Origin of the sequence: Streptomyces sp. cmx-4-9, from assembly GCF_046548835.1 — a bacterium.
Lineage (GTDB): Bacteria > Actinomycetota > Actinomycetes > Streptomycetales > Streptomycetaceae > Streptomyces.
Genome location: NZ_JAEBEE010000001.1, coordinates 1,193,259 through 1,219,617, shown reverse-complemented (window position 1 = coordinate 1,219,617; position 26,359 = coordinate 1,193,259). Strand labels below are relative to the sequence as shown.

The following is a 26,359-nucleotide window of genomic DNA, read 5'->3' as shown; positions in this document are numbered from 1 at the left end:
TAGGCCAGCCGCTGAGGGAGCAGTCGTGGCACGGAAGATCGGCAGCCGGTACACCGCGCACCAGATCCTGGGGCGCGGCAGCGCGGGCACGGTGTGGCTGGGTGAGGGGCCGGACGGGCCCGTCGCCGTCAAGCTGCTGCGCGAGGACCTCGCCTCCGACCAGGAACTGGTCGGACGCTTCGTCCAGGAGCGCAGCGCCCTGCTCGGCCTGGACCACCCGCACGTGGTGTCCGTCCGCGACCTCGTCGTGGACGGGAACGACCTCGCCCTCGTCATGGACCTGGTGCGCGGTACGGACCTGCGCACGCGCCTGGACCGCGAGCGGCGGCTCGCCCCCGAGGCGGCCGTGGCGATCGTCGCGGACGTGGCGGACGCGCTCGCCGCCGCACACGCCGCGGGGGTGGTGCACCGGGACGTCAAGCCGGAGAACGTCCTGCTGGACATGCAGGGCCCCCTCGGCCCCGGCGGCGCGCACCCGGCGCTGCTGACCGACTTCGGCGTGGCCAAGCTCATCGACTCCCCGCGCCGGGCCCCGGCGGGCCGGGCCTCGGCCCCGACCACCCGGATCATCGGCACCCCGGACTATCTGGCCCCCGAGATCGTGGAGGGCCTCCCGCCGCGGGCGGCGGTCGACATATACGCCCTGGCCACGGTCCTGTACGAGCTGCTGGCCGGCTTCACCCCGTTCGGCGGCGGCCACCCCGGGGCGGTGCTGCGCCGGCACGTGACGGAGACGGTCGTCCCGCTCCCCGGAATCCCCGACGAACTGTGGCAGCTGATGGTGCAGTGCCTGGCCAAGGCCCCCGCCTCGCGGCTGCGGGCCTCGGAGCTGTCGGCCCGGCTGCGGGACCTGCTGCCGCTGCTGGCCGGCATGCCGCCCCTGGACGTCGACGAACCCGACGACGCGGAACCCGAATCCGAACCCGCCAAGGAGCCGGCCGCCGCCGACCCCGGCCGCCGCCGGGGCGTGGTCCCGCTGGTGCCGGGCTCAGCGACCGACTCCAACCGGGACACCCACACCTCCATGCGCGTGCCCGGGCCGGACGAGCTGGCGGGCGGCGCCCTGGGCACCGCCCGGGTCCCCCGCCCGGCCGGCGGCCACCGGCCGGGCTCCGCCCGGCACCGCGCCGAGGCCGCCCGCAAGCGCAGACTCGTACTGTCCGCCTCCGCCGCGGCCCTGGCCGCGGCGATCGGCCTGGGCACCTGGCTCGCCGTGTCGGACGAGGAGCCGGCGCCCCCGCAGGACAGCAGGCAGTCGGGCCCCCGCACCCCGTAGCACGGGGCCCGGGGTGCGGCTACGCCGGTACCAGCTCGGGGTGCCAGCGCCGGGCCACCGACGGGTGGGCCCGGACCCAGCCCTTGAGCTCGTTGCGGCCGTACTGCGCGTGCAGCGGGTTGGTCTCGTCGTGCGCGAGGCCCGGGGCGGAGCGCAGGTAGTCGCCCGGGACGGTCTCCACCACCGCGTCCAGGCGGGGGTTGTAGAAGAAGGGGACCGAGTACCGCTCCACCGCCCCCGGCGGGCTGACCACCCGGTGGTCGGTGGCCGTCAGGTAGCCCTCGGTCGCAATCTCCAGCAGCTCGCCCAGGTTGACCACGAAGGCCCCCGGCAGCGGCGGAACGTCCACGTACCCGCCGTCCCGGACCACCTGGAGCCCGCCCACCGAGTCCTGGAGCAGCAGCGTCAGGAAGCCGTAGTCCTTGTGCGCGCCGACTCCCTGGTCCGCACCGGACGGGGCCGACCCGGGGTAGCGGATCAGCTTGGTGTGCAGGTGGGGCCGGTCCGCGAAGGCGCCGTCGAAGAAGTCCGCCGGAGCGCCGATCGAGACGAGCAGCTCCTGCAGCAGCCGGTGCGCCACCGCCGCCAGCCGCGACTGCCACTCCAGGACCGCCGTCCGCAGCTCCGGGAGGGCGGCGGGCCACTGGTTGGGGCCCTCCAGCCACAGGTAGGCCGGGTCGTCCGGCCCGAGGACCGGGGCGGGGCGCTCGGCGCCCACGTCCAGCTGGTCCCGCCAGTCGGTGGCGCCGCCGGTCAGTTCGTGGCCGATCCGGGTGTACCCGCGGAAGTGCGGGGAGTTCAGATTGCTCACCGCGAGCCGGTCGGCCTCCGGGAGGGCGAAGAAGGCCCTGGTCAGCTCCAGGATGCGCGTGGTCTCGGCGTCGGTCACGCCATGTCCGGTCAGGTGCAGGAAACCGGTGTCCCTGGCTGCCGCGTGCAGCTTCTTCAGGAAACCGGCCCGCTGGGCCGGGTCGTCGGCCTGGGAGAGGTCCAGGACGGGGAGGGAGTGCGCGGACGGCATGACGGCTCCGTTTCGGATGTCACGGGGTCCTGTTCCCCGGAGATGGCGGGGATCGCGGGCATGGGGAGGGGACCCGGCAGGGATGGCGCCGGGGCCGCGGAAGCCGCGTACAGGACCAAGTCGGATCGGGGTGGATCAGGCTTGGGGATGGTCCGGCGGCCGACAGCTCGTCGTCGTGACACGCATGTGATCCACATGGCGGCGTTTGACAAGGCGAACGGTCATACGGTGAGGGTACGCCCGTACCCGGGCCCACCAGTACGGGTGAACCGGCCTGCCCGGACGGCCCCGTCCGGGGACCGGCTACGCTGGACCCGTGGCAGTCGTCGATGTTTCCGAAGAGCTCAAGTCCCTCTCCTCGACCATGGGGTCGATCGAGGCCGTCCTGGACCTCGACAAGCTGCGGGCGGATATCGCCGTGCTCGAGGAGCAGGCAGCCGCGCCGTCCCTGTGGGACGACCCGGAGGCCGCCCAGAAGATCACGAGCAAGCTTTCGCACCTCCAGGCCGAGGTCCGCAAGACCGAGACCCTGCGGGGCCGCATCGACGACCTCGCGGTGCTGTTCGAGCTCGCCCAGGAGATGGACGACGCGGACACCCTCGCGGAGGCGGAGGCCGAGCTGGTGTCGGTGCGCAAGGCGCTGGACGAGATGGAGGTCCGCACCCTGCTGTCCGGCGAGTACGCCGAACGCGAGGCCCTGGTCAACATCCGCGCCGAGGCCGGCGGCGTCGACGCCTCCGACTTCGCCGAGCGCCTCCAGCGCATGTACCTGCGCTGGGCCGAGCGGCACGGCTACGCCACCGAGGTGTACGAGACCTCGTACGCGGAAGAGGCCGGCATCAAGTCGACCACCTTCGTGGTCAAGGCCCCGTACGCCTACGGCACCCTCTCCGTCGAGCAGGGCACGCACCGCCTGGTGCGCATCTCCCCCTTCGACAACCAGGGGCGCCGCCAGACCTCCTTCGCGGGCGTCGAGGTGCTCCCGGTCGTCGAGACCAGCGACCACGTCGAGATCGACGAGGCCGAGCTGCGGGTGGACGTCTACCGCGCCTCGGGCCCCGGCGGCCAGGGCGTCAACACCACCGACTCGGCGGTGCGCATCACGCACCTGCCGACCGGCATCGTGGTGTCCTGCCAGAACGAGCGCTCGCAGATCCAGAACAAGGCCAGCGCCATGAACGTCCTCCAGGCCAAGCTGCTGGAGCGGCGCCGCCAGGAGGAGAAGGACAAGATGGACGCCCTCAAGGACGGCGGAAGCTCCTGGGGCAACCAGATGCGCTCCTACGTCCTGCACCCGTACCAGATGGTCAAGGACTTGCGGACGGAGTTCGAGGTCGGCAACCCGCAGGCGGTCCTCGACGGCGAGATCGACGGCTTCCTGGAGGCGGGCATCCGCTGGCGCAAGCAGCAGGAGCAGACCGCCTGACGCAGGCGCACGCACGGGTGACAAGGAGGGGCCCGGACACGATCGTGTCCGGGCCCCTCCTCGTACGGGTGATCGGTACGCGGCGCTGACGGGCCGCTCCCGGGCGTCCGGGTGTCCGGGCGCCCTACGCCGTCTGCTGGGCCACCAGCGCGAGCGCGGCCACGAAGACCACCAGAAGCACGATGAGCGCCACGGGGTTCAGGCCGGAGAAGGGGCCCTCCTGCTGGAGGCGCTCCCGGTTCGCCCGGCACACCGGGCAGCGGCCCTGGCTGACGGGTGCGGCGCAGTTCGCGCACACGAGCCGGTCATATGTCATGCGCTCCTCCTCTCGTCCCCTCAGGTCTCCCGTGAGAGACAACGGCGCGGGGAACGAGACGGTTCCCCCTACCACTGTGCCAGCTCCCACGACATTCGGCGCGGCCCGTCCGGGCAATCGCGGTCAGGACCCCCGGGAGCAGGGGACATATCGGGCAACTCCGGATGCCGGGTCCACACCCCTCGCCCGTTCGCGTATGGTCACGCACACCTACTCCCGGCGACCGTGGTGCACCCGTGATCCGATTCGACAGCGTCTCCAAGTCCTATCCGAAGCAGAGCCGCCCCGCACTCAGAGATGTCTCCCTGGACATCGCGAAGGGCGAGTTCGTCTTCCTGGTCGGCTCCTCCGGCTCCGGCAAGTCCACCTTCCTCAGGCTCCTGCTGCGCGAGGAGCGGGCGAGCCACGGCCAGGTGCACGTCCTGGGCAAGGACCTCGCCAAGCTCTCCAACTGGAAGGTCCCGCAGATGCGGCGCCAGCTGGGGACCGTGTTCCAGGACTTCCGGCTCCTGCCCAACAAGACGGTGGCCGAGAACGTCGCCTTCGCGCAGGAGGTCATCGGCAAGCCGCGCGGCGAGATCCGCAAGGCCGTCCCGCAGGTGCTGGAGCTGGTGGGCCTGGGCGGCAAAGAGGACCGCATGCCCGGCGAGCTCTCCGGCGGCGAGCAGCAGCGCGTGGCCATCGCCCGCGCCTTCGTCAACCGCCCCGCCCTGCTGATCGCGGACGAGCCCACCGGCAACCTCGACCCCCAGACCTCGGTCGGGATCATGAAGCTGCTGGACCGGATCAACCGGACCGGCACCACGGTGATCATGGCCACCCACGACCAGCAGATCGTCGACCAGATGCGCAAGCGCGTCATCGAACTCGAACAGGGCCGACTCGTGCGCGACCAGTCGCGCGGCGTCTACGGCTACCAGCACTGAAAGGTCCCTGAGACGCAATGCGCGCCCAGTTCGTCATGTCGGAGATCGGCGTCGGTCTCCGGCGCAATCTCACCATGACCTTCGCGGTCATCATCTCCGTGGCCCTGTCGCTGGCCCTGTTCGGCGGCTCCCTGCTCATGCGCGAGCAGGTGAGCTCGATGAAGGGCTACTGGTACGACAAGGCCAACGTCTCGATCTACCTCTGCAACAAGCAGGACGCGGAGGAGGCGGGCGGGACCGGCAAGCCGGAGGCCGCGGGCGCCGCCGCCGCAGGCGTCGCCACCTGCGCCAAGGGTGCGGTGACCCCCGAGCAGAAGCAGCAGATCGAGTCCGAGCTCAAGAAGATGGACCTGGTCAAGTCCGTCGCGTACGAGTCGGCCGACGAGGCCTACAAGCACTACCAGGAGCAGTACGGCCACACCGCGCTGGCCTCCTCCATCACCCCGGACCAGATGCAGGAGTCCTTCCGGATCAAGCTGAAGAACCCGGAGAAGTACAAGGTCATCACCAGCGCCTTCGCGGGCCGCGACGGCATCCACACCGTCGACGACCAGCGCAAGGAGATCGACGACCTCTTCCGGATCCTCAACTACCTCAACTACGCCGCCCTCGGCATCATGCTGGTCATGCTGGTCGTGGCGCTGCTGCTGATCGTCAACACGGTGCGCGTCTCGGCGTTCAGCCGCCGGCGGGAGACCGGGATCATGCGGCTGGTCGGCGCCTCCAGCTTCTACATCCAGGTCCCCTTCATCATGGAGGCCGCCGTAGCGGGCCTGATCGGCGCCCTGTTCGCCTGCGCCATGCTGGCCTCCGGCCAGTACTTCGTGATCGACCACGGCGTCGGACTGCGCGACAAGATCCAGCTCATCGACTTCATGGGCTGGGGCTCGGTGCTCGGCAAGCTGCCGTACGTCCTGTTCATCGGCCTCCTGATGCCCTCCATGGCCGCCTTCATCGCCCTGCGCAAGTACCTGAAGGTGTGACAAGCGCCCCGCGGGCGGTCCGGTCAACCCGCCGTACCGCCACGGGGCTTGTCCTAGACTCGGCGCCATGCCGGGTCTGCCCGCCTTCTGTCCCCGGCCCCGCGACCTGCGTCGCGGGGCCGTCTTGACGTTGGTCTTCCTCGTGTCCGTCGCCACCGCCGGGGGCACCGGCTGCTGGGACCGCGAGGAGGCCGCAGCCGCCGCCGCCCCGACCGCCGCCGCGGGCGCCGCCACCCCGGGGCCCGCCGCCGCGGCCGCCCCGGCCGGCCCCGCACCCGGGCCGTCCCGCCCGGCGGGCACCGCCGACCGGGAGGCCGTCGCCCGCGCCGCCGCCGAGGCCGTCGCCGAGGGGAAGTCCGGCAAGAAGGCCGCCGAGGAGGTCGTCAGCCGCAGCGGGGACCGCTGGGGCATGGTCTACGACCAGGGCGAGTACGCCGCCTTCGCCGAAGACCTCGACGGCTACTGGACCGGGGTCGGCATCTGGGCCGGACGCGCTCCCGACGGCCGGATCGCCGTCGAGAAGGTCCAGGCCGGCAGCCCCGCCGACCGGGCCGGCGTGCGCACCGGGGACCGGCTGCTGAGCGTCGACGGCCAGGCCGTCACCGGACTCGCCGTGGACGACGTCGTCGCCCTGCTGCGCGGCCGGGCCGGCACCCCCGTCGTCCTGCACCTGGACCGGGGCGGCGCCGCCCTCACCGAGACCGTCCGCCGCGAGCAGCTGCGCACCGAGCCCGTGACCGTACGGCGCCTGCCCGGCGGGATCACCGTCATCAAGGTGGCGTCCTTCAGCCGCGGTTCGGGCGAGCGCGTCCAAGCCGCCGTCCGCGCCGCCCCGCCCGGCACCGGCGTCATGCTCGACCTGCGGGGGAACAAGGGCGGACTGGTCACCGAGGCGGTGGCCGCCGCCTCCGCCTTCCTCGACGGCGGGCTCGTGGCGACGTACGACGTACGGGGCTCCCAGCGCGCCCTGTACGCCGCGCCGGGCGGGGACACCGCCCGCCCGCTCGTGGCCCTGGTCGACGGCGGCACGATGAGCGCCGCGGAACTGGTCACGGGCGCCCTCCAGGACCGCGGCCGGGCCGTGGCGGTGGGCACGCGCACCTTCGGCAAGGGCTCGGTCCAGATGCCCACCGAACTCCCGGACGGCTCGGTGGCCGAGCTGACGGTGGGCACGTACCGCACGCCGGGGGGCCGCAGCCTCGACGGCGGGGGCATCGTCCCGGACCTGGCGGCGGGCGACGGGGTCGAGGAACGGGCCGCCACGGTATTGGGTGGCCTCGGGGTGGGTCCGTAGTGCGAAAATGACCGCACTATGGCTAAGGAAAAAGGGCGCAAGCTGATCGCCCAGAACAAGAAGGCGCGGCACGACTACACGATCCTCGACACCTACGAGTGCGGTCTCGTGCTCACCGGTACCGAGGTCAAGTCCCTGCGCCAGGGCCGGGCCTCGCTCGTCGACGGCTTCGTGTCCGTGGAGAGCGACGAGGCGTGGCTGTACAACGTCCACGTGCCGGAGTACAGCCAGGGCACCTGGACCAACCACAGCGCCCGGCGCAAGCGCAAGCTGCTCATGCACCGGGAGGAGATCGACAAGCTGGACCGCAAGGCGCAGGAGTCGGGCCACACGATCGTGCCCCTGTCCCTGTACTTCAAGGACGGCCGGGCGAAGGTCGAGATCGCGCTGGCGAAGGGCAAGAAGGAGTACGACAAGCGCCAGACGATGCGCGAGAAGCAGGACACCCGCGAGACGAACCGCACGATCTCGGCGATCCGCCGCAAGCAGCGGGGTACGGTTTAATCTCCTGGCACGCAGTGGTCCACTTCGCGTACCATGGCGGCAGCGCCACCCCCTCGGGGGAGGAGCGGCCTGTGCAAGACCGGCAGGAACAACTGAACAGCGTGAAACATGGGGATGATCGGTTTCGACAGCGGATGTCGATGCAGGGGAAGCGAGCCGAGGAAGCGGCAATGATCTCGCTAACCACATGTCGCAAACAATAATCGCCAACTCCAAGAGCGATAACTCCCGCTTCACCCTCGCTGCCTAATAACAGTGAGCTGAAGCCTCTGTGAGGAGCGTCAGCCCGGAAGTGGTCCCGGTCCGGATCCTGGCGTCAACAAGGGATCTAAACCTCTAGCCCCGGTCACGGGGGTTGGAGGGAAATCAAACAGTGACTGAGCCCGTCGGAGACTTGTCCGTGTGATCTCCGGGGCTGAGAAAAGCGCAGCGGACTGCGCTCGGAGAAGCCCTGCCTCTGCACCGTTGGACGCGGGTTCGATTCCCGCCATCTCCACCACCCCATGTGGGCGAAGGCCCCGCGGCCGTTGAGGCTGCGGGGCCTTCGTCATGTCCGGGATCAGTAGTGGTAGCGGGCTTTGAGGATTTTGACCTCTTTGTCGTCGGCCCGGTACACGAGACGGTGCTCGTCGTCGATGCGGCGGGACCAGTAGCCCGACAGTTCCCCCTTCAGGGGTTCGGGCTTGCCGATGCCGCTGAACGGGTCGCGCTGGACCTCGCCGATCAGGCGGGTGATCCTTCGGGCGGTCTTCCGGTCCGAGGCGAGCCAGAACAGGAAGTCCTCCCAGGCGTCCGCGTCGAAGTGGACGCTCCTCACGCCTCGCCCCCGGCCAACTCCCTCAGCTCTTCCATCGTCTTGGCGACCGAAGGAGCGCTTTCGCGGTCACGTGCCACCGCTTCCATGAGTCGCCGGGCATTCGCAGGGGAGCGGAGCAGGTAGACGGTCTCCTGCCACGCGTCGTAGTCGTCCGCGGACATGAGGACGGCATCGCCGTTCTTCGAGGTGATGCGCACCGGGGCGTGGTCGGTGTTGACCCGCTCGATCAGCGGGAAGAGCGTGGCCCGGGCTTCGCTGGCGCTGATGGACATGGCATCCGCCTTCTCTCGGTGGTACGAGTTTATCGTACGGCACAGGTACCGGAAACTCGTACGACCGCGACCCTCGGGTGCGCGGGGAAAGGCCCCGCGGCCGTTGAGGCTGCGGGGCCTTCGTCATGTCCGGCGGGTGCCCGTGGCCGCTGCTAGCAGAACGGCACCTTGTTGAGGTTCAGGGCGTAGCGGGCGGAGATCCAGCCGCGGCCGTCGGCGAGCTTGTACCAGATCGCATTCCCGTCGACTTCCTGGCCGTTGACCTTGCACTGGAGGGCGACCACCGAGTCCGTCGGGGCCTTGCCCGTCTTGGCGTAGCCGGTGCCCGGGCCGGAGCGGATGCCGAGGCCCTTGCCGGGGGCGACGATGCGGGCCTTCGGGGTCTCGTGGTGGCCGTCGCCGCCGCCGCACTTGCAGGAGCCGGGCTTGCCGGTCTCGCCCTTCGGGCCCTTCGGGCCGGCGGGGCCGCGGTCGCCCTTCGGGCCCTTGGCGCCCTGCGGGCCGGTGTGGCCGCGGTCGCCCTTCGGGCCCTTGGCGCCCAGCGGGCCCCGGGGGCCGGGTGTTCCGGCGGGGCCGCGGTCGCCCTTGGCGCCCTTCGCGCCCAGCGGGCCGCGGGGGCCGGCGGGGCCGCGGTCGCCCTTGTCGCCCTTCGCGCCCTTGTCGCCCTTGGGGCCGGGGAGGCCGCCGGACGGCCCGCGGGGGCCCTGCGGTCCGGGTGCGCCGTTCTCGCCGCGGTCTCCCTTGTCCCCCTTGTCCCCCTTGTCCCCCTTGTCCCCCTTCTCGCCCTTCTCGCCCTGCGGGCCGGGGCGGCCTGGCCGGCCGTGGTGGCCGTTCTCGCCGTGGTGGCCGTTCTCGCCCTTGTCACCCTTGTCGCCCTTGTCCCCCTTGGGGCCCGTCACCGGAGTGGCGACGGCGAACAGGGCGGGGGCCTCGTGGCCGGTGCCCCATTCGCCCCCGTGCAGGGTGGCCCCCTCCGGGGCGTCCGCGTCCACGTGGACGGAGACCCCCAGCCGCGTCTGCTCGCCGGCGGGGAAGGCGAAGCCGGCGCGCGTGCCGGCCTCGCAGGTGAGCAGCCGGGCGTCCGAGGACCGGGTGCAGGGGGCGGAGGTGCGCCGGCCGTTCCAGTAGAAGCGGGCCTCCGGGAAGGTGGTCCGCTCCGGGGCGACGATCCGGAAGGTGCTGCTGACGGCCGGATCCGCCCCGGTGGTGGCCGCGATGACGATGCGGCCCGTGGTGCCGGGGGCGATTGAGGGGACGTACGGCTGCGAGAACCGGAGGTTCGACGCGTCGGCCAGGGCCGGTGCGGCCGGCACCAGGCCGGTCGCGGTGACGGCCGCGACGATCAGGGCGGCGGGCACGACGGAACGGGAAGCAGGCACGGGTGGTTCCTCCGCAAAGGAGAAGGGCGCTGGGGGGAAGACACCCCAGTTATTGCGGATCACGGGCCGCAGCCGTGCGTACCACGCGGGAGTGATCACCCGCCCGCCGGAGCGATCGCCCCGCTGCCGTGACCAGCAGGGCGAGCAGACCGGCCGCCGCGGGGAGGGCGTAGGCCGCCGTGGTGCCGAGGTGGTCGACGGCCAGGCCCGCGGCTGCCGAACCGGCCGCGACGCCGCCGAGGATGGCGGTGACCGCGAGGGTCATGCCCTCGTTGAGGCGGCCCGGCGGGGTGAGGGCGTGGACCCGGGCCATGGCGGTGACCATCGTCGGGGCCGTGGCCATGCCGGCCAGCAGCAGGGCTGCGGCCAGGGCGGCCGGCGAGCCGGTGCCCGCGGCGGCCCAGGGCAGGGCCATGAGGACGGACAGCGCGCCGACGCAGCGGCGCAGCGAGCGGGGGCGCCGGGTGCCGTAGACCAGGCCGGCCGCGCAGGACCCGGCCGCCTGCAGGGCCAGTACCGGGCCGGACCAGCCGCCCAGTCCCAGGCCGGCGAGGTGTGCGATCGAGGCGACCTCCAGGGAGCCGAAGACCAGCCCCGTCGCGAGGAAAAGGACCAGCAGCGGAGCCAGCGCGCGCAGCAGCGGGGACCCGTGCCGGGGCGCGGGCGCCACCGGGGGCTCCGTGGCCCGCCGGGAGAGGAAGAGCAGCATCCCGGTCAGCAGCAGGGCCGCGCCGGTGAGGGTGCCCGCCTCGGGGAAGGCGGCGGTGCACAGGAGGGCGGCCAGCACCGGGCCGAGCATGAAGCAGAGCTCGTCCGCCGCCTGCTCGAAGGACATCGCGGTGTGGTGCGCGGCCGGGGAGCCGCGCAGCAGGTGGGTCCAGCGGGCCCGGGACATGCCGCCGATGTTGGGGGTGGTGGCGGTCGCCGCGTACGAGGCGAAGAGGGTCCAAGCGGGGGCCTGGGTGCGGACGCAGACGACCAGGGCCAGCGAGCCGAGCACCGCGAAGAGAGTGGCGGGCAGGGCGACGCGGGCCTGGCCGTGGCGGTCGACCAGCCGGGCGGTCCAGGGCGCCACGACCGCGGTGGCGGCCAGGCCGGTCGCGGTGACCGCCCCGGCGAGGGCGTACGAGCCGCGCTGCCCGGCGATCATCATCACCGCGCTGACGCCGAACATGCCGATGGGGAGCCGGGCGAGGAGGTTGCCGGCGGTGAAGCCGCGGGTTCCGGGGCGGGCGAACAACTGCCGGTACGGGCCCGGGGAGCGGCGGTCGCGGACACGGGCGCCGGCGCGGGCCGGCGGAGCCGAGGCGATGACCAGGGTGCCGCCGGTGACGGTCATGCGGGGCGGGCGGACGCCGCCGCCCCCGGCCCGCGCGGCGGACCCGGTGAGTGCGGCGGTCGCGGTGCGGGTGGCAGGGGCCGGGGCGGCGCCGGCAGGGGCTGCGGTGGCGGTGGTCGCGGGCATGGGCCAAGCCTGCGTCCCGCCCCCGGACCCGGTCCAACACCTGTTCCGGGGGCATTCACGCCACCGTGTTGTTAGTCTCCGCGGGTGACCCCCGCGATACCCCGCGACGTGGAACCCCGGCTGCTGCGCGGTTTCCTCGCCGTCGCCGAAGAGCTGCACTTCACCCGGGCCGCCACCCGCCTCTACACCGCCCAGCAGGCCCTGAGCCGGGACATCCGCCGGCTCGAACACGTCCTGGGCGCGCCCCTGTTCACCCGGACCACCCGGCAGGTGGAGCTCACCGCCGAGGGGCACCGGCTGCTGCCGCTGGCCCGGCGGGTGCTGCGGGCCCACGAGGACCTGGCCGCCGCCTTCGGCCCGGGGTCCGGGCCGCGGCCGCTGCTCGTCGACCTGAACACCGACGGCCCCGGCACCGGCCGCACCGTCCTGGAGCGGGCCCGTGAACTCGCCCCCGACTGCGAGCTGATGGCCCGCTTCGAGAGTGGGCTCACCCACGCCGCCGCCGAGATCGCCGCCGGCCGCCTCGACGTCTCCTTCGGGTACGCCGACGGCCTGGACCCGTCGCTGCGGGCCCGGCTCGCCCGGCGGCCCGTACGGTACGAGCCGCTCGCCGTGCTGCTGCCCGAGGACCATGCGCTCGCCGCGCCCGGCCCCGTACCGCTGGACGCACTGGTGGGGGAGCAGGTGTACACCGGCGCCGGGAACCCGCGGACCCTGGAGTGGACGGGGCTGGCGCGCGAACTGTTCGCCGGGCGGGGGATCGCGGCGGCGCCGCCCGCACCCGTGGCGGTCGGGAAGGACGAGTTCCGCCGGATCATGGCCAAGACCCGCAACCCGGTGCTGGTGACCGTGGACTTCCCCGACATGCCGGGGAGCGTCAAACGGCCCCTGACCGCGCCGGTCCCGCTGTCGCCGCTGTCCATGGTGTGGCGCAGCGGGTTCAGCCACCCGGCCCTGGACGCCCTGCACGCGGCGGCCGCGGCCCTGGCCGCCGAGCGGGGCTGGCTGGCGGTGCCCGCCGGGAGCTGGCTGCCGGCCGGTCTCACACCCGCGCCCGGCGGCGGGTGAGTCCGAGGTTGCGCAGCGGTCATCCGGCGGGGACCGGGACCGAAACGCACCCTCCCTACGGTCGTCACCACGGACGCGACAGCTGTGGAGGCACGTGATGACCGGTACCGCACCGCGCACGGGGGGCCGCTGGATCGAGCGGTGGGACCCCGAGGACGAGGCCTTCTGGAAGGAGACGGGCGAGCCGATCGCCCGCCGCAACCTCCTCTACTCGGTCCTCTCCGAGCACATCGGGTTCTCCATCTGGTCGCTGTGGTCCGTGCTGGTCCTCTTCATGGGGCCGCAGTACGGCATCGACCCCGCCGGGAAGTTCTTCCTCATCGCGACCGCCACCCTGGTCGGCGCCCTCGTACGGATCCCGTACACCTTCGCCGTCGCCCGGTTCGGCGGCCGGAACTGGACGGTGGTCAGCGCCCTGCTGCTGCTCGCCCCGACCACGGCCGCCCTGGTGGTCATGGAACCCGGCACCTCCTACGGCACCTTCCTAGCCGTGGCCGCGCTGACCGGCGTGGGCGGCGGCAACTTCGCCTCGTCCATGACGAACATCAACGCCTTCTTCCCGCTCCGCAAGAAGGGCTGGGCCCTCGGCCTGAACGCGGGCGGCGGCAACATCGGCGTCCCGGTGGTGCAGCTCGCCGCCCTGCTGGTCATCGGCACCGCCGGAGCCGGACACCCGAGGCTGCTGCTCGCCGCCTACCTCCCGCTCGTCGTGGCCGCGGCCACCATGGCGGCGCTGCGCATGGACAATCTGGCACCCGTCCGCGCCGACACCGGAGCCGTGCGCGAGGCCCTGCGCGCACCGCACACCTGGATCATGTCCTTCCTCTACGTCGGCACCTTCGGCTCCTTCATCGGCTACAGCTTCGCCTTCGGACTGGTGCTCCAGACCCAGTTCGGCCGGACCCCGCTGCAGGCCGCCTCGCTGACCTTCACCGGGCCCCTCCTGGGATCCCTGGTCCGGCCGGTCGGCGGGGCGCTGGCGGACCGCTTCGGCGGGGCCCGGATCACCCTCGCCGCCTTCGTGGCGATGGCCGCCGCGACCGGGGTGGTGGTCCTCGCCTCGGTGCGGGAGTCGCTGCCCGTGTTCCTGGCCGGCTTCGTCGCCCTGTTCGTCCTGAGCGGGCTCGGCAACGGCTCGACGTACAAGATGATCCCCGGGATCTTCCAGGCCGAGGCTGTGGCCCGCGGCATGTCGGGCGAGGACGCGGCCGCCTACGGACGCCGCCTCTCCGGCGCGGCCATGGGACTGATCGGCGCGGTGGGGGGCCTCGGCGGGCTCGGCATCAACCTGGTCTTCCGCGAGGCCTTCTCCCGCTCCGGCTCCGGAACGGCCGCCTTCGTGACCTTCCTCGCCTGCTACGCGGTGTGCTGCGCCGTGACGTGGGCGGTATACCTTCGAAGGCCCGCCCCCACCGCCGTCCCGGCCACCGGGGAGGCACAGGAACCGCAGCTCACGTCGGTGTGACCGCACTTAACCGCACCGAAATGCGACGGAACCGAGCCTGACACGCCGCGTTGGCAGGCTCGGTCCGGCGAGGAGACGGCGACCCACTGGGCACGGCAGCAAGGCAGGCAGGTCACGATGGACCACGACAAGCAGACCGGTCCGCTCGCGGGCTTCACCGTCGGAGTCACCGCCGCACGCCGGGCGGACGAGCTGATCGCCCTGCTGCGCCGCCGGGGCGCCGGCGTCCTGCACGCCCCCGCCCTGCGGATCGTGCCCCTGGCCGACGACGGCGAACTGCTGGCCGCCACGAAGGAACTCATCGACTGCGCCCCCGACGCGGTCGTCGCCACCACCGCCATCGGCTTCCGCGGCTGGATCGAGGCCGCCGACGGCTGGGGGATCGGCGAGCAGCTGGTGGAGCGGCTGCGGGCCACCGAACTGCTGGCGCGCGGACCGAAGGTGAAGGGCACCATCCGGGCCGCCGGGCTTGTGGAGGCCTGGTCCCCGCAGTCCGAGTCCCTCGCCGAGGTACTGGACCGGCTGCTCGCCGCCGGGGTGGCCGGGCGGCGGATCGCCCTCCAGCTGCACGGGGAGCCGCTGCCCGGCTTCGTCGAGGCCCTGCGGGCCGGCGGGGCCGAGGTGGTGGCCGTCCCCGTGTACCGGTGGATGGCGCCGGAAGACCTCGGGCCGCTGGACCGGCTCCTGGACGCGGTGGTCGGCGGCGGGGTCGACGCCGTCAGCTTCACCTCCGCCCCGGCTGCGGCCTCCCTGCTCTCCCGGGCCGGCGAACGCGGGATGCGCGAGGAGGTGCTGGCCGCACTGCGGGGCGGGGTGCTGTCGGCGTGCGTGGGGCCGGTGACGGCCCTGCCGCTGCAGGCGCACGGCGTGGACACCGTGCAGCCGGAGCGGTTCCGGCTGGGCCCGCTCGTCCAGCTGCTCTGCCAGGAGCTGCCCGGCCGGGCCAAGGTGCTGCCGGTGGCCGGGCACCGGCTGGAGCTGCGCGGGCATGCCGTACTGGTCGACGCCGAACTGCGGCCGGTGCCGCCCGCCGGGATGGCCCTGCTGCGGGCCCTGGCCCGCCGGCCGGGCTGGGTGGTGGCGCGGGCGGACCTGCTGCGGGCCCTGCCGGGCGCGGGCCGGGACGAGCACGCGGTGGAGACGGCCATGGCCCGGCTGCGGGTGGCCCTGGGGGCTCCGAAGCTGATCCAGACGGTGGTCAAGCGGGGCTACCGGCTGTCGCTGGACGCCGGCGGCGAGGCCAAGTACGGCGGCGGCCTGCCGGACTGAACCGGCCGTCGCCGTTCCGCCCGGCGCGCGGGGTCGGCTAGCGTGCCCGGATGGTCATTGACGGGGTGGAGATGAGGGGTCTGCGGCCGGCGGACGCCGCCGGACTCGCCGAGGCGTTCACGCGGAACCGGGCGGCCATGGCGCACGTGGAGCCGGTCAGGCCCGCCGCGTTCTACACGGAGCAGGGCCAGCGCGAGCGCATCGAGGGCGCCCTCGCCGACCGGGACGCGGGCCGGCTGCGCCCGTACGTGTTCGTGGAGACGGCGACCGGCAGGCCCGTCGGGGCGATCAACCTGGGCTCCATCGTGCTGGGCCCGCTGTGCAGCGGCGGCATCGGCTACTGGGTGGACCGGGACTGGCACGGCAGGGGGCTGGCCACGGCCGCCGTGCAGGAGGTCTGCCGGATCGCCCGGGACGAGGTGGGCCTGCACCGTGTGGAGGCCGGCACCCTCGTCGACAACCTGGCCTCCCAACGGGTTCTGGCGAAGGCCGGGTTCGAGCGGTACGGCCTCGCGCCGCGCTACCTGCACATCAACGGCGCCTGGCGCGACCACCGGCTGTTCCAGCGGCTCCTGCACGACCGGCCGCCCGCACCCTAGTGCTGTGGCCGGGTGCGCCGTCCTGTCTGTCGCGGGGCCGGTCCGGGGGCTTCCCACTGCGGCGGCGGACGGGCACTCTGGCGACACACCCGCGACAGCGAGGCGGTGACGGGCATGAGGTTCGACTCCGGCCGGGTCTGCCTGGACCTGGTGGCCACCTCCACCCCCCACGAGGGGATCCGGGACGGCGATGCGCTGCGGCTGTGGCTCGCCGGGGCCGGACTGGTCCCCGACCGCACCCCGCTGGCCCGGGTGGGCCCCGACTGGGCCGCGGCCTTCCGGTCCCTGCGCGGCGACGTGGACGGCCTCGTACGGTCGGCGCCGGCCGGCGCCGAACCCGACGAGCGGGCCCTCGCCCGCGTCAACGCGCTGGCAGCCGGTCCACCCCCGGGACTGTGTGCCGTACGGGACCAGGAAGGGCACCTGGTACGGGAGTTGTGCGGGGGCGTGGAATGCGGGGCCCTCCTGGCCGCCGTCGCCCGTGACGCGGTGGAGCTGCTGACGGACCCCGGCGACCTGGCGCTGCTGCGGACCTGCGAGGGCGACGGATGCACCCGGGTCTACCTGGACACTTCCCGCGGGCACCGGCGTCGCTGGTGCGCCAGCGAACTGTGCGGCAACCGGGAGCGCGTCGCCCGGCACCGCCGCAGGGTCCTGGCGGCCGGCTCCGCCTGAGCCGCGGGCCCGCCGGTGTCCGCGGGCCGGACCGCCCCGGACCGTGCGACACCCCCCGGTTCCGGAACGGGCGTGCGGACAGGGGCCCGGTTCGCGTACGGTTGACGGTCGCCCATGCACGTCAGAAGGGGGCCTTGGTGGCCGCGCAGAATGCCGCTGTCGACAGCACGGCGGATTCCGTCCGCGATCGGGAGATCGCGGTCGAGCAGACGCATCTCGACCGGGTGTACCGACGCCTTGAGGAGAAGATCCACGAGGCCGAGTTCCTGATGAACGACGCGGCCCAGCGCGGCCAGGTGGGGACGCCCGGCGCGCTCGCCGAACGCGACGCGCAGGTCTTCCGGGCGGGCATCCACCTGAACCGGCTCAACAACGAGTTCGAGGACTTCCTCTTCGGCCGCATCGACCTGGTGCTCGGCAAGGACGGGGAGCGGGGCGCCGACGGCGCCTACACCTCCGTCGAGCCCGCCGACGACGCGATCCGCGAGGACCTCACCGCCGAGGTCGCCGAGACCCTCCACATCGGCCGCATCGGGGTGCTGGACTCCGACTACACGCCGCTGGTCATCGACTGGCGCGCGCCGGCCGCCGCGCCGTTCTACCGCTCCACCCCCAAGGACCCCGGCCGCGTGGTGCGCCGCCGCGTCATCCGCTCCAAGGGCCGCAAGGTGCTGGGCGTCGAGGACGACCTGATGCGCCCCGAGGTCACCGCGTCCCTGGACGGCCGGGAGCTGCCCGTCATCGGCGACGGCGCCCTGATGGCCGCGCTGGGGCGGGCCCGTACGCACTCGATGCGGGACATCGTCTCCTCCATCCAGGCCGAGCAGGACCTGGTCATCCGGGCGCCCGCCGCCTCCGTCGCCGAGGTCGCGGGGGGCCCCGGCACCGGCAAGACCGCCGTCGCCCTGCACCGGGCCGCCTACCTGCTCTACCAGGACCGCCGCCGCTACTCCGGCGGCATCCTGATCGTCTCCCCGACGCCGCTGCTCGTCGCGTACACCGAGGGCGTGCTGCCCTCCCTCGGCGAGGAGGGGCAGGTCGCCATCCGCGCGCTCGGCTCGCTCGTCGACGGAGCCGAGGCGACCACCTACGACGACCCGGCCGTGGCCCGGATCAAGGGCTCCTCCCGGATGCTCAAGGTCCTGCGCAAGGCCGTCCGCGGCGCCCTGGAGCTGGGAGAGGCGCCCGACCGGCTGCGGGTGGTGGCCTTCGGCCGCCGCCAGGAGCTGGAGGCCGCCGAACTCGACCGGATCCGGCAGAACGTCCTCGGCGGCACCGCCCCCGTCAACCTGCTGCGCCCGCGCGCCCGCAAGCTGCTCCTCGACGCCCTGTACGCCAAGTCCGGCAGCGCCGGCCGGCACAGCGACCCCGAGCTGGCCGCCGAGCTGCGCTCCGCCTTCGACGAGGACATCTCCACCGAGGACGCCTTCATCGACTTCCTGAACGCCTGGTGGCCGGAGCTGACCCCCCGCGCGGTGCTCGCCGCGATGGCGGACGAGCGGCGCCTGGGCCGCTGGTCCCGCCGGGACCTGAACCCGCGCGAGATCCGCCAGCTGGCCCGTTCGCTGCGCCGGGCGGGCCCGGACGGCAAGGGGCCGCTGTCCGTGCACGACGTGGCGCTGCTGGACGAGCTCCAGCAGCTCCTGGGCGCCCCGGCCCGGCCGCGGCGCAAGCGGAACCTGGACCCGCTGGAGCAGCTCAGCGGGCTGGAGGAGCTGATGCCGACCCGCGAGGAGACCCAGTGGGAGCGGGCCGAGCGGCTCGCGGCGGAGCGCACCGAGTACGCGCACGTCATCGTCGACGAGGCCCAGGACCTGACGCCCATGCAGTGGCGGATGGTGGGCCGCCGGGGTCGGCACGGCACCTGGACGGTGGTCGGCGACCCGGCGCAGTCCTCCTGGACGGACCCCCAGGAGGCGGCGGCGGCCCGCGACGAGGCGCTGGGCAGCAGGCCGCGGCGCCGGTTCACGCTCACGGTGAACTACCGCAACCCGGCCGAGGTCGCCGAGGTCGCGGCGCGGGTGCTGCGGCTGGCCATGCCCGGCATGGAGCCGCCGACCGCGGTGCGCTCCACGGGCCTGGAGCCCCGGTTCACGGCCGCCGCGGGCGACCTGGGCACGGCGGTGCGCGAGGAGACCCGCCGGCTGCTGGAGCAGGTGGACGGCACCGTCGGCGTGGTGGTGGCCATGGACCGGCGGGCCGAGGCCGCGGGCTGGCTCGCGGACCTGGGCGGACGGGCGGTGGCGCTGGGCAGCCTGGAGGCCAAGGGCCTGGAGTACGACGCCACGGTGGTGGTCTCGCCGGCGGAGATCGCCGACGAGTCCCCGGCCGGCCTGCGCGTGCTCTACGTGGCCCTGACGCGGGCGACGCAGCAGCTGACGGTCGTCTCGGCGGAGCGGGACCGGCCGGACGCGGACGGGGTGCCGGACCTCCTGCGGCCCTGAGGCGCGGGCCCCGGGGCCCGGGCCCCCGTAGGGCCCCCGAGGCGGGCCCCGCGGGGCGGCGGGAGGCGCCGTACGGCCGGATGGCCCGCGGCCAGGCGCGTGGCGGCCGCAGACGGACTGCCGGTAGGGGAGCCACTTCCGGCGATCCTTTGTTAGCCTGGGTTACGGCACCGACTCGATCCAAGCCCCCGGGCCCAACCTTCGTCGCCTAGAGCGACCACTTGCCGCGAGGCGAGCATGGCGGGTCGGTGTCGCCAGTCGTTTCACCAGGTCCGCGCCCTCCACGAGTGGAGGGCGCGGACCTGTTTTGTGTCAACCCACCATTCCGTCGCGCCGAGCTCTCTCGTATGGTGGAAGAGTTCTTCCGAAATTTGTAGCTGGTTACCTTGTACCGGCTGGTAGGTGGGACGATCGGACAACAGGCCCTGCCGCACCCGGCGTGCAGCGGGACCCTGTGTGTACAGCGAAAACCAGGGACAGAAGAGGAACACGGCCATGGCAACGGCGCCCAGCGTCTCGTATTCGATGACGGTCCGTCTGGAAGTGCCCGCGAGCGGAACCGCGGTCTCCCAGCTCACCACCGCCGTGGAGTCCTCCGGCGGCTCGGTCACCGGCCTCGACGTGACCGCCTCCGGGCACGAGAAGCTCCGGATCGACGTCACCATCGCCGCGACCTCCACCGCCCACGCGGACGAGATCGTGGAGAAGCTCCGCGGGATCGAGGGCGTCAGCCTCGGCAAGGTCTCCGACCGCACCTTCCTGATGCACCTCGGCGGCAAGATCGAGATGGCGTCCAAGCACCCCATCCGCAACCGCGACGACCTGTCCATGATCTACACCCCGGGCGTGGCCCGCGTGTGCATGGCGATCGCCGAGAATCCCGAGGACGCGCGCCGCCTCACCATCAAGCGCAACTCCGTCGCAGTCGTGACGGACGGCTCCGCCGTGCTGGGCCTCGGCAACATCGGCCCGATGGCCGCGCTGCCCGTCATGGAGGGCAAGGCGGCCCTCTTCAAGCGCTTCGCCGGCATCGACGCCTGGCCGATCTGCCTCGACACCCAGGACACCGACAAAATCGTCGAGATCGTCCGCGCCATCGCCCCCGGCTTCGCCGGCATCAACCTGGAGGACATCTCCGCGCCGCGCTGCTTCGAGATCGAGGCCCGGCTGCGCGAGGCCCTGGACATCCCCGTCTTCCACGACGACCAGCACGGCACCGCGATCGTGGTGCTCGCCGCGCTCACCAACGCACTGCGCGTCGTGGGCAAGGCAGTTGGCGACGTCAAGGTGGTCATGTCGGGTGCGGGCGCGGCCGGCACGGCCATCCTCAAGCTGCTCCTCGCGGCGGGCGTCAAGAACGCCGTCAGCGCCGACATCCACGGCGTCGTGCACGCGGGCCGGCCCGACCTGGTCGACGCCGCGGCGGACTCCCCGCTGCGCTGGATCGCCGACAACACCAACCCCGAGGGCTACACCGGCACCCTCAAGGAAGCCGTGGTGGGCGCCGACGTGTTCATCGGCGTCTCCGCACCGAACGTGCTCTCCGGCGAGGACGTGGCGGCCATGGCCGAGGGTGCGATCGTGTTCGCGCTCGCGAACCCGGACCCCGAGGTCGACCCCGCCGTCGCCCGCCAGACGGCCGCGGTCGTCGCCACCGGCCGGTCCGACTTCCCGAACCAGATCAACAACGTGCTGGTCTTCCCGGGTGTCTTCCGCGGCCTGCTGGACGCCCAGTCCCGGACCGTGAACACCGAGATGATGCTGGCCGCCGCGAGCGCGCTGGCGGACGTCGTCGGCGAGGACGAGCTGAACGCGAACTACATCATCCCGTCGGTGTTCAACGACAAGGTCGCGGGCGCGGTCGCCGGCGCGGTGCGCAAGGCTGCCTCCGGGGCCTGACGGAGGCGCGGCGGGGTCCGCGGGCGGCTGTGACGGCCCTCACGGGCCCGGCCGTCCCGGCGCGTCGCGGGATGCGGGCCCGGTGGGCCGCCTCTAGGGTTGCGTCGATGCCGCACGGTCCGCGGTCCGCATCCCGGCGCGTGCGGACGGAGCGTCACCGCCGCGTGACTGTGGCGCTTTTCGTGTGACCCCGGCGGGTGCCGGATTGGCTTTCCCGCCGCTGGTGGGGGCAGGATGCGTAACCGGGCGAGAGGGTCTGACGTTCAGACCCGGGTCCGGGGACTGTCCGAGGGCCCTGGCAGCATCGGCTTCGATCTCACGCCTCCAAGGCACGTTGAACACGGGAGTACAACATGAACCGCAGTGAGCTGGTGGCCGCTCTGTCCGAGCGCGCCGAGGTGACCCGCAAGGACGCCGACGCCGTTCTGGCCGCGCTCGCCGAGACCGTCGGCGAGATTGTCGCCAAGGGCGACGAGAAGGTCACCATCCCCGGCTTCCTGACCTTCGAGCGCACCCACCGTGCCGCTCGCACCGCGCGCAACCCGCAGACCGGCGACCCCATCCAGATCCCGGCCGGCTACAGCGTGAAGGTCTCCGCGGGCTCCAAGCTCAAGGAAGCCGCCAAGGGCAAGTAGCCCTGTTCCGGCGCCGGGGGCCGCAGGCCTCCGGGACGCCGTGCAGTGCGCTCTGACGGAACGACGGAGGGCGGCCGCCCCGGGTGGGGCGGCCGCCCTCCGTCGCGTTCCGCCCCGGACCCGCGCCCCGGACCCGCGCCCCGGTTCCGCGCCGGAGCTCCGCGCCCGTGCCCGGGCCGGGGCCCGTCCGCCCCGCCCCGGCCTCCTGGCGGCCCCTGGAGGGCCCCTGGAGCCCCCGCGGGCCGGGCGGGAGCCCCATGCGAAAGCCCCCCGGCCCGAGAGGGCCAGGGGGCTGCGCAGACGGTGCGTCAGACGAGGTCGCCGCCGGGCAGTTCGACCTTCGCGCCGAGTTCCACGAGCTTCTCCATGAAGTTCTCGTAACCGCGGTTGATGAGGTCGATGCCGTGCACCCGCGAGGTGCCTTCGGCCGCCAGCGCCGCGATCAGGTACGAGAACCCGCCGCGCAGGTCGGGGATGACCAGGTCGGCGCCCTGCAGCTTGGTCGGGCCGGAGACGACCGCCGAGTGCAGGAAGTTGCGCTGGCCGAACCGGCAGGCGCTGCCGCCCAGGCACTCCCGGTACAGCTGGATGTGGGCACCCATCTGGTTGAGGGCCGAGGTGAAGCCGAGCCGGGACTCGTAGACCGTCTCGTGGACGATCGAGAGGCCGGAGGCCTGCGTCAGGGCCACGACCAGCGGCTGCTGCCAGTCCGTCTGGAAGCCGGGGTGCACGTCCGTCTCCAGGGCGATGGCCTTGAGGGGGCCGCCCGGGTGCCAGAAGCGGATGCCGTTGTCGTCGATCTCGAACGCCCCGCCGACCCGGCGGTAGGTGTTCAGGAAGGTCATCATCGAGCGCTGCTGGGCGCCGCGCACGTAGATGTTGCCGCCGGTCGCCAGCGCGGCGGACGCCCAGGAGGCGGCCTCCAGGCGGTCCGGGAGCGCCTTGTGGTTGTAGCCGCCGAGGCGGTCCACACCGGTGATCCGGATGGTCCGGTCGGTGTCGAGGGAGATGATCGCGCCCATCTTCTGCAGGACGCAGATGAGGTCCTCGATCTCCGGCTCCACCGCGGCGTTGCTGAGCTCGGTGACGCCCTCGGCCAGGACGGCCGTCAGCAGCACCTGCTCGGTCGAGCCGACCGACGGGTAGGGGAGGCGGATCTTGCAGCCGCGCAGCCGCTGCGGGGCTTCCAGGTACTGGCCGCCCTCCCGCTTCTCGATGGTCGCGCCGAACTGGCGCAGCACGTCGAAGTGGAAGTCGATCGGCCGGCCGCCGATGTCGCAGCCGCCGAGGCCGGGGATGAAGGCGTGGCCGAGGCGGTGCAGCAGGGGGCCGCAGAACAGGATCGGGATGCGGGACGAACCCGCGTGCGCGTCGATGTCGGCGACGTTCGCGCTCTCGACGTGGGTGGGGTCGAGCACCAGCTCGCCCGGCTCCTCGCCGGGGCGGACCGTCACCCCGTGCAGCTGGAGCAGACCGCGTACGACGCGCACGTCGCGGATGTCGGGAACGTTGCGCAGCCGACTGGGTCCACTGCCGAGCAGAGCGGCGACCATGGCCTTGGGCACGAGGTTCTTCGCACCGCGGACACGGATCTCGCCCTCGAGCGGGGTGCCGCCGTGGACAAGCAGTACATCGTCACTGACTGTGCCGGTCATGAATCTCGCGTTCCGGGAGGGATGGGCGGGTGGCCAGAGAAAAGAGTAAGGGCCACCACCCCTTTGTTTGTATGGCTGACGCGGCCGGGAGACCGTCGGGAATCCGGTACGGCACCCTCTGTGCCCGCCCCATGGCGGAGCGTTGCATTCCGCCTGTCGTCGGCCGCGTGCCGCCGCCCGGCCGCCGTGCGCCCTGAGCTGCACGGGGTCCGATCTTGCCGCCGGGTCCCCCGAATCGGGGAAATGTGCGAGATCATGGCCGCATGACCGAGGTGTCCTCCCTCACAGGGAGACTGCTCGTGGCCACGCCCGCCCTCGCGGACCCGAATTTCGACCGGGCCGTGGTGCTCCTGCTCGACCACGACGAGCAGGGCTCCCTCGGCGTGGTCCTCAACCGGCCGACCCCGGTGGGCGTCCGCGACGTCCTGCTGTCCTGGGCCCCGCTGGCCGGCGACCCGGGCGTGGTCTTCCAGGGCGGCCCGGTGGGGCTCGACTCCGCCCTGGGGGTGGCGGTCATCCCCGGCGAGGAGGGCCCGCTCGGCTGGCGCCGGGTGCACGGGGCCATCGGGCTGGTCGACCTGGAGACCCCGCCGGAACTGCTCGCGGCGGCCCTGGGCGGCCTGCGGATCTTCGCCGGCTACTCCGGCTGGGGGCCGGGGCAGCTGGAGACCGAACTGGGCGAGGGTGCCTGGTACGTCGTGGACTCCGAACCCGGCGACGTGTCCTTCCCCGATCCCGAACGGCTCTGGCGGGCCGTGCTGCGCCGCCAGCGCAGCGACCTCGCGATGGTCGCCACCTATCCGGACGACCCGTCGCTCAACTGAGCCGGTCGCGGTTCAGTACCCTGGATTTCATGAGCACTCTTGAGCCCGAGCGCGGGACTGGTACGGGGACCCTCGTAGAGCCGACGCCGCAGGTGTCCCACGGCGACGGCGACCACGAGCGCTTCGCCCACTACGTCCAGAAGGACAAGATCATGGCGAGCGCGCTCGACGGGACCCCCGTCGTCGCGCTCTGCGGCAAGGTCTGGGTGCCGGGCCGGGACCCGAAGAAGTACCCGGTCTGCCCCATGTGCAAGGAGATCTACGAGTCCATGGGCCCCGGCGGGGACAAGGACAAGGACAAGGGCGGCAAGGACAAGTAGTCCGGGCCCTGCCCGCAGCAGCGAAGGCCCCCGGAGTGCGCCCGAGGCGTACCCCGGGGGCCTTCGGCGTACTAGGGTCGGCGCGACGAGCACTCTGCGGAACGGGCGTTGCGCAGAGCGCAACAGGCTGCTGCGAAGGGCTGACGCATGGACCTGATCCCCGCACCCCGGGCCGCCGTCTTCCACGAAGACGGGCTCCGCTACGCGTTCGGACCCGAGCCCCTGCTCGACGCGGCCCCGGACTGCGCGGCCGCCGCCCGCTGGCTGCGCCGCGAACTCGGCGCCGCCACCGGCTGGAACCTGCCCGCCGCCGCACCCGGGGAGAGCGCCGGCATACGGCTGCGCCTCGATGCGGGGCTCGCCGGACGCCAGGGGCCCGAGGCCTACGCCCTCACCGTCGACGCGGACGGCGCCGCCCTGGCCGGAGCGAGCGGGGCCGGACTCTTCCGGGGCCTGCAGACCCTCCGTCAGCTGCTGGGCCCCGACGCCCACCGCCGGGCCCCGCTGCCCGGACGCACCTGGAGCCTGCCGTACGTGCAGATCGCCGACCGGCCGCGGTTCGGGTGGCGCGGACTGCTCCTCGACGTCGCCCGGCACTTCCTGCCCAAGGAGGCCGTGCTCCGGTACATCGACCTGCTCGCCGCACACAAGCTCAACGTGCTCCACCTGCACCTGACGGACGACCAGGGCTGGCGGATCGAGATCAAGCGCTACCCGCGGCTCACCGGGGTCGGCGCCTGGCGGGCGCGCTCCCGGCGCGGGCACCGCGACTCCCCGCTGTGGGACGAGACCCCGCACGGCGGCTACTACACCCAGGACGACGTGCGCGAGATCGTCGCGTACGCCGCCGAACGGCACGTGCGGGTGGTCCCGGAGATCGACCTGCCCGGGCACTCGCAGGCCGCGATCGCCGCGTACCCCGGACTCGGCAACACCGACGTCGTCGACACCGCCGCGCTGGAGGTGTGGGACGACTGGGGGGTCAACGAGAACGTGCTCGCGCCGACCGAGGCCGTACTGCGCTTCTACGAAGGGGTCTTCGAGGAGGTGCTCGACCTCTTCCCCGCCGAGGTCTCGCCCTTCGTCCACGTGGGCGGCGACGAGTGCCCCAAGGGGCAGTGGCGGGACTCGCCGGCGGCCCAGGCCCGGATCCGGGAGCTGGGCGTGGACGGCGAGGACGGCCTGCAGTCCTGGTTCATCAAGCATTTCGACACCTGGCTCGCCTCCCGAGGACGGCGGTTGACCGGATGGGACGAGATCCTGGAGGGGGGCCTCGCGCCCGGGGCCGTGGTGTCCTCGTGGCGCGGCTACGCGGGCGGCGTCGCCGCGGCCGAGGCCGGCCACGACGTGGTGATGTGCCCCGCGCAGCACGTGTACCTGGACTACCGTCAGGCGGCCGGCCCCGAGGAGCCGGTGCCGATCGCGTACGTGCGCACGCTGGAGGACGTCTACCGCTTTGAGCCGGTCCCGCCGCAGCTCTCGGAGCAGGCCGCCGCCCGCATCCTGGGCGCCCAGGCCAACATGTGGACCGAGGTGACGGACAACCAGGACCGTGTCGACTACCAGGTGTTCCCCCGGCTCGCGGCATTCGCCGAGGTGGTGTGGTCCCCGCAACCCCCGCCGCAGGAACGCGACTTCGCCGGCTTCGAGGAACGGATGGCGGTCCACTACGCGCGGCTGGACGCGCTCGGCGTCGGGTACCGGCCACCGGGCGGGCCCCTGCCGTGGCAGCGCAGGCCCGGAGTGCTCGGACGTCCGCGCGAGGGAGCGCCCCCGAACGTGTGAGGAAGAGAAGGGGAACTCTTCCTAGATTTCCCCTTATACGAG

General features: G+C 73.0%; 24 protein-coding genes and 1 other RNA gene. 18 read left to right on the top strand and 7 right to left on the bottom strand.

What is annotated here, in order from left to right; translation table 11 throughout:
• The first annotated feature begins 25 nt into the window (after nt 1–25).
• Nucleotides 26–1,276 carry a serine/threonine-protein kinase gene (locus tag ACLJTM_RS05700; protein ID WP_411102203.1) on the top strand — a complete coding sequence of 417 codons (1,251 nt, stop codon included), beginning with the start codon at nt 26–28 and terminating at the stop codon, nt 1,274–1,276.
• A 19-nt stretch (nt 1,277–1,295) separates the two neighbouring features.
• Here ACLJTM_RS05700 and ACLJTM_RS05695 read toward each other — a convergent pair whose 3' ends face one another.
• A complete protein-coding gene (locus ACLJTM_RS05695) occupies nt 1,296–2,297 on the bottom strand; it encodes an isopenicillin N synthase family dioxygenase (protein WP_411102202.1) in 1,002 nt (333 codons plus the stop codon).
• A 316-nt stretch (nt 2,298–2,613) separates the two neighbouring features.
• On the opposite strand from ACLJTM_RS05695, the gene prfB reads away from it, so the two are divergent.
• The gene (prfB, locus tag ACLJTM_RS05690) at nt 2,614–3,723 is read left to right on the top strand and encodes a peptide chain release factor 2 (RefSeq protein ID WP_411102201.1); all 1,110 of its coding nucleotides are present in this window, start codon (nt 2,614–2,616) and stop codon (nt 3,721–3,723) included.
• A 124-nt stretch (nt 3,724–3,847) separates the two neighbouring features.
• Here prfB and ACLJTM_RS05685 read toward each other — a convergent pair whose 3' ends face one another.
• On the bottom strand, nt 3,848–4,039 hold the full coding sequence (locus ACLJTM_RS05685; RefSeq protein ID WP_411102200.1) for a hypothetical protein: 192 nt from the start codon (nt 4,037–4,039) through the stop codon (nt 3,848–3,850).
• Nucleotides 4,040–4,275: 236 nt separating this feature from the next.
• Between ACLJTM_RS05685 and ftsE the strand changes: the two genes are divergently transcribed.
• The 5 genes from ftsE (at nt 4,276) to ssrA (ending at nt 8,245) form a co-directional block, all read left to right on the top strand.
• Nucleotides 4,276–4,965, top strand: coding sequence for a cell division ATP-binding protein FtsE (ftsE, locus tag ACLJTM_RS05680; RefSeq protein WP_031146209.1), 690 nt, complete (start codon nt 4,276–4,278; stop codon nt 4,963–4,965).
• 17 nt (nt 4,966–4,982) lie between these two features.
• Entirely contained in the window at nt 4,983–5,948 is a 966-nt protein-coding gene (gene ftsX / locus ACLJTM_RS05675) for a permease-like cell division protein FtsX (protein WP_411102199.1), read from the top strand.
• 67 nt (nt 5,949–6,015) lie between these two features.
• On the top strand, nt 6,016–7,242 hold the full coding sequence (locus ACLJTM_RS05670; protein ID WP_411102198.1) for a S41 family peptidase: 1,227 nt from the start codon (nt 6,016–6,018) through the stop codon (nt 7,240–7,242).
• 18 nt (nt 7,243–7,260) lie between these two features.
• On the top strand, nt 7,261–7,746 hold the full coding sequence (gene smpB / locus ACLJTM_RS05665; RefSeq protein WP_411102197.1) for an SsrA-binding protein SmpB: 486 nt from the start codon (nt 7,261–7,263) through the stop codon (nt 7,744–7,746).
• 110 nt (nt 7,747–7,856) lie between these two features.
• Nucleotides 7,857–8,245, top strand: a transfer-messenger RNA (tmRNA) gene (gene ssrA / locus ACLJTM_RS05660).
• Nucleotides 8,246–8,305: 60 nt separating this feature from the next.
• On the opposite strand, the gene ACLJTM_RS05655 is transcribed toward ssrA, so the two are convergent.
• The 4 genes from ACLJTM_RS05655 to ACLJTM_RS05640 all read right to left on the bottom strand — a co-directional run bounded on the left by ACLJTM_RS05655 (nt 8,306) and on the right by ACLJTM_RS05640 (nt 11,679).
• Complete coding sequence (locus ACLJTM_RS05655; protein WP_411102196.1) at nt 8,306–8,563, bottom strand: Txe/YoeB family addiction module toxin; 258 nt, start codon at nt 8,561–8,563, stop codon at nt 8,306–8,308.
• Complete coding sequence (locus tag ACLJTM_RS05650) at nt 8,560–8,835, bottom strand: type II toxin-antitoxin system Phd/YefM family antitoxin (protein ID WP_411102195.1); 276 nt, start codon at nt 8,833–8,835, stop codon at nt 8,560–8,562. Before ACLJTM_RS05650 ends, ACLJTM_RS05655 begins: the two co-directional genes overlap by 4 nt.
• A 152-nt stretch (nt 8,836–8,987) precedes the next feature.
• On the bottom strand, nt 8,988–10,214 hold the full coding sequence (locus tag ACLJTM_RS05645; RefSeq protein ID WP_411102194.1) for an SH3 domain-containing protein: 1,227 nt from the start codon (nt 10,212–10,214) through the stop codon (nt 8,988–8,990).
• Between the two features lie 49 nt (nt 10,215–10,263).
• Nucleotides 10,264–11,679 (bottom strand): MFS transporter, encoded by a 1,416-nt coding sequence (locus ACLJTM_RS05640; protein WP_411102193.1) that lies wholly within the window; start codon nt 11,677–11,679, stop codon nt 10,264–10,266.
• 84 nt (nt 11,680–11,763) lie between these two features.
• On the opposite strand from ACLJTM_RS05640, the gene ACLJTM_RS05635 reads away from it, so the two are divergent.
• The 8 genes from ACLJTM_RS05635 (at nt 11,764) to ACLJTM_RS05600 (ending at nt 21,733) form a co-directional block, all read left to right on the top strand.
• On the top strand, nt 11,764–12,747 hold the full coding sequence (locus ACLJTM_RS05635; RefSeq protein ID WP_411102192.1) for a LysR family transcriptional regulator: 984 nt from the start codon (nt 11,764–11,766) through the stop codon (nt 12,745–12,747).
• 97 nt (nt 12,748–12,844) lie between these two features.
• Nucleotides 12,845–14,212: an MFS transporter gene (locus ACLJTM_RS05630; protein ID WP_411102191.1), complete on the top strand. Its 1,368-nt coding sequence runs from the start codon at nt 12,845–12,847 to the stop codon at nt 14,210–14,212.
• Between the two features lie 117 nt (nt 14,213–14,329).
• Entirely contained in the window at nt 14,330–15,481 is a 1,152-nt protein-coding gene (locus ACLJTM_RS05625) for a uroporphyrinogen-III synthase (protein ID WP_411102190.1), read from the top strand.
• A gap of 50 nt (nt 15,482–15,531) precedes the next feature.
• Nucleotides 15,532–16,080 carry a GNAT family N-acetyltransferase gene (locus ACLJTM_RS05620; protein ID WP_411102189.1) on the top strand — a complete coding sequence of 183 codons (549 nt, stop codon included), beginning with the start codon at nt 15,532–15,534 and terminating at the stop codon, nt 16,078–16,080.
• 114 nt (nt 16,081–16,194) lie between these two features.
• Nucleotides 16,195–16,755, top strand: a complete 561-nt coding sequence (locus ACLJTM_RS05615) for a CGNR zinc finger domain-containing protein (protein WP_411102188.1) — start codon at nt 16,195–16,197, stop codon at nt 16,753–16,755.
• Between the two features lie 137 nt (nt 16,756–16,892).
• On the top strand, nt 16,893–19,199 hold the full coding sequence (locus tag ACLJTM_RS05610) for a HelD family protein (RefSeq protein ID WP_411102187.1): 2,307 nt from the start codon (nt 16,893–16,895) through the stop codon (nt 19,197–19,199).
• 495 nt (nt 19,200–19,694) lie between these two features.
• Nucleotides 19,695–21,098: an NAD-dependent malic enzyme gene (locus ACLJTM_RS05605; RefSeq protein ID WP_411102186.1), complete on the top strand. Its 1,404-nt coding sequence runs from the start codon at nt 19,695–19,697 to the stop codon at nt 21,096–21,098.
• A 353-nt stretch (nt 21,099–21,451) separates the two neighbouring features.
• A complete protein-coding gene (locus tag ACLJTM_RS05600; RefSeq protein ID WP_007264399.1) occupies nt 21,452–21,733 on the top strand; it encodes an HU family DNA-binding protein in 282 nt (93 codons plus the stop codon).
• Between the two features lie 308 nt (nt 21,734–22,041).
• Here ACLJTM_RS05600 and murA read toward each other — a convergent pair whose 3' ends face one another.
• The gene (gene murA / locus ACLJTM_RS05595; protein ID WP_411102185.1) at nt 22,042–23,388 is read right to left on the bottom strand and encodes a UDP-N-acetylglucosamine 1-carboxyvinyltransferase; all 1,347 of its coding nucleotides are present in this window, start codon (nt 23,386–23,388) and stop codon (nt 22,042–22,044) included.
• A gap of 263 nt (nt 23,389–23,651) precedes the next feature.
• On the opposite strand from murA, the gene ACLJTM_RS05590 reads away from it, so the two are divergent.
• The 3 genes from ACLJTM_RS05590 (at nt 23,652) to ACLJTM_RS05580 (ending at nt 26,317) form a co-directional block, all read left to right on the top strand.
• Nucleotides 23,652–24,212, top strand: coding sequence for a YqgE/AlgH family protein (locus ACLJTM_RS05590; RefSeq protein WP_411102184.1), 561 nt, complete (start codon nt 23,652–23,654; stop codon nt 24,210–24,212).
• 29 nt (nt 24,213–24,241) lie between these two features.
• Nucleotides 24,242–24,532 carry a DUF3039 domain-containing protein gene (locus ACLJTM_RS05585; RefSeq protein ID WP_257556126.1) on the top strand — a complete coding sequence of 97 codons (291 nt, stop codon included), beginning with the start codon at nt 24,242–24,244 and terminating at the stop codon, nt 24,530–24,532.
• Nucleotides 24,533–24,679: 147 nt separating this feature from the next.
• Nucleotides 24,680–26,317 carry a beta-N-acetylhexosaminidase gene (locus ACLJTM_RS05580; RefSeq protein ID WP_411102183.1) on the top strand — a complete coding sequence of 546 codons (1,638 nt, stop codon included), beginning with the start codon at nt 24,680–24,682 and terminating at the stop codon, nt 26,315–26,317.
• Nucleotides 26,318–26,359: the final 42 nt, after the last annotated feature.

Excerpts from the sequence above, each read along its gene's own strand:
- ACLJTM_RS05695 (WP_411102202.1), bottom strand. The coding sequence starts at position 2,297 with ATGCCGTCCGCGCACTCCCTCCCCGTCCTGGACCTCTCCCAGGCCGAC.
- ACLJTM_RS05685 (WP_411102200.1), bottom strand. The coding sequence starts at position 4,039 with ATGACATATGACCGGCTCGTGTGCGCGAACTGCGCCGCACCCGTCAGC.
- ftsX (WP_411102199.1), top strand. The coding sequence starts at position 4,983 with ATGCGCGCCCAGTTCGTCATGTCGGAGATCGGCGTCGGTCTCCGGCGC.
- ACLJTM_RS05670 (WP_411102198.1), top strand. The coding sequence starts at position 6,016 with ATGCCGGGTCTGCCCGCCTTCTGTCCCCGGCCCCGCGACCTGCGTCGC.
- smpB (WP_411102197.1), top strand. The coding sequence starts at position 7,261 with ATGGCTAAGGAAAAAGGGCGCAAGCTGATCGCCCAGAACAAGAAGGCG.
- ACLJTM_RS05650 (WP_411102195.1), bottom strand. The coding sequence starts at position 8,835 with ATGTCCATCAGCGCCAGCGAAGCCCGGGCCACGCTCTTCCCGCTGATC.
- ACLJTM_RS05640 (WP_411102193.1), bottom strand. The coding sequence starts at position 11,679 with ATGCCCGCGACCACCGCCACCGCAGCCCCTGCCGGCGCCGCCCCGGCC.
- ACLJTM_RS05630 (WP_411102191.1), top strand. The coding sequence starts at position 12,845 with ATGACCGGTACCGCACCGCGCACGGGGGGCCGCTGGATCGAGCGGTGG.
- ACLJTM_RS05625 (WP_411102190.1), top strand. The coding sequence starts at position 14,330 with ATGGACCACGACAAGCAGACCGGTCCGCTCGCGGGCTTCACCGTCGGA.
- ACLJTM_RS05620 (WP_411102189.1), top strand. The coding sequence starts at position 15,532 with ATGGTCATTGACGGGGTGGAGATGAGGGGTCTGCGGCCGGCGGACGCC.
- ACLJTM_RS05615 (WP_411102188.1), top strand. The coding sequence starts at position 16,195 with ATGAGGTTCGACTCCGGCCGGGTCTGCCTGGACCTGGTGGCCACCTCC.
- ACLJTM_RS05605 (WP_411102186.1), top strand. The coding sequence starts at position 19,695 with ATGGCAACGGCGCCCAGCGTCTCGTATTCGATGACGGTCCGTCTGGAA.
- ACLJTM_RS05600 (WP_007264399.1), top strand. The coding sequence starts at position 21,452 with ATGAACCGCAGTGAGCTGGTGGCCGCTCTGTCCGAGCGCGCCGAGGTG.
- murA (WP_411102185.1), bottom strand. The coding sequence starts at position 23,388 with ATGACCGGCACAGTCAGTGACGATGTACTGCTTGTCCACGGCGGCACC.
- ACLJTM_RS05590 (WP_411102184.1), top strand. The coding sequence starts at position 23,652 with ATGACCGAGGTGTCCTCCCTCACAGGGAGACTGCTCGTGGCCACGCCC.
- ACLJTM_RS05585 (WP_257556126.1), top strand. The coding sequence starts at position 24,242 with ATGAGCACTCTTGAGCCCGAGCGCGGGACTGGTACGGGGACCCTCGTA.
- ACLJTM_RS05580 (WP_411102183.1), top strand. The coding sequence starts at position 24,680 with ATGGACCTGATCCCCGCACCCCGGGCCGCCGTCTTCCACGAAGACGGG.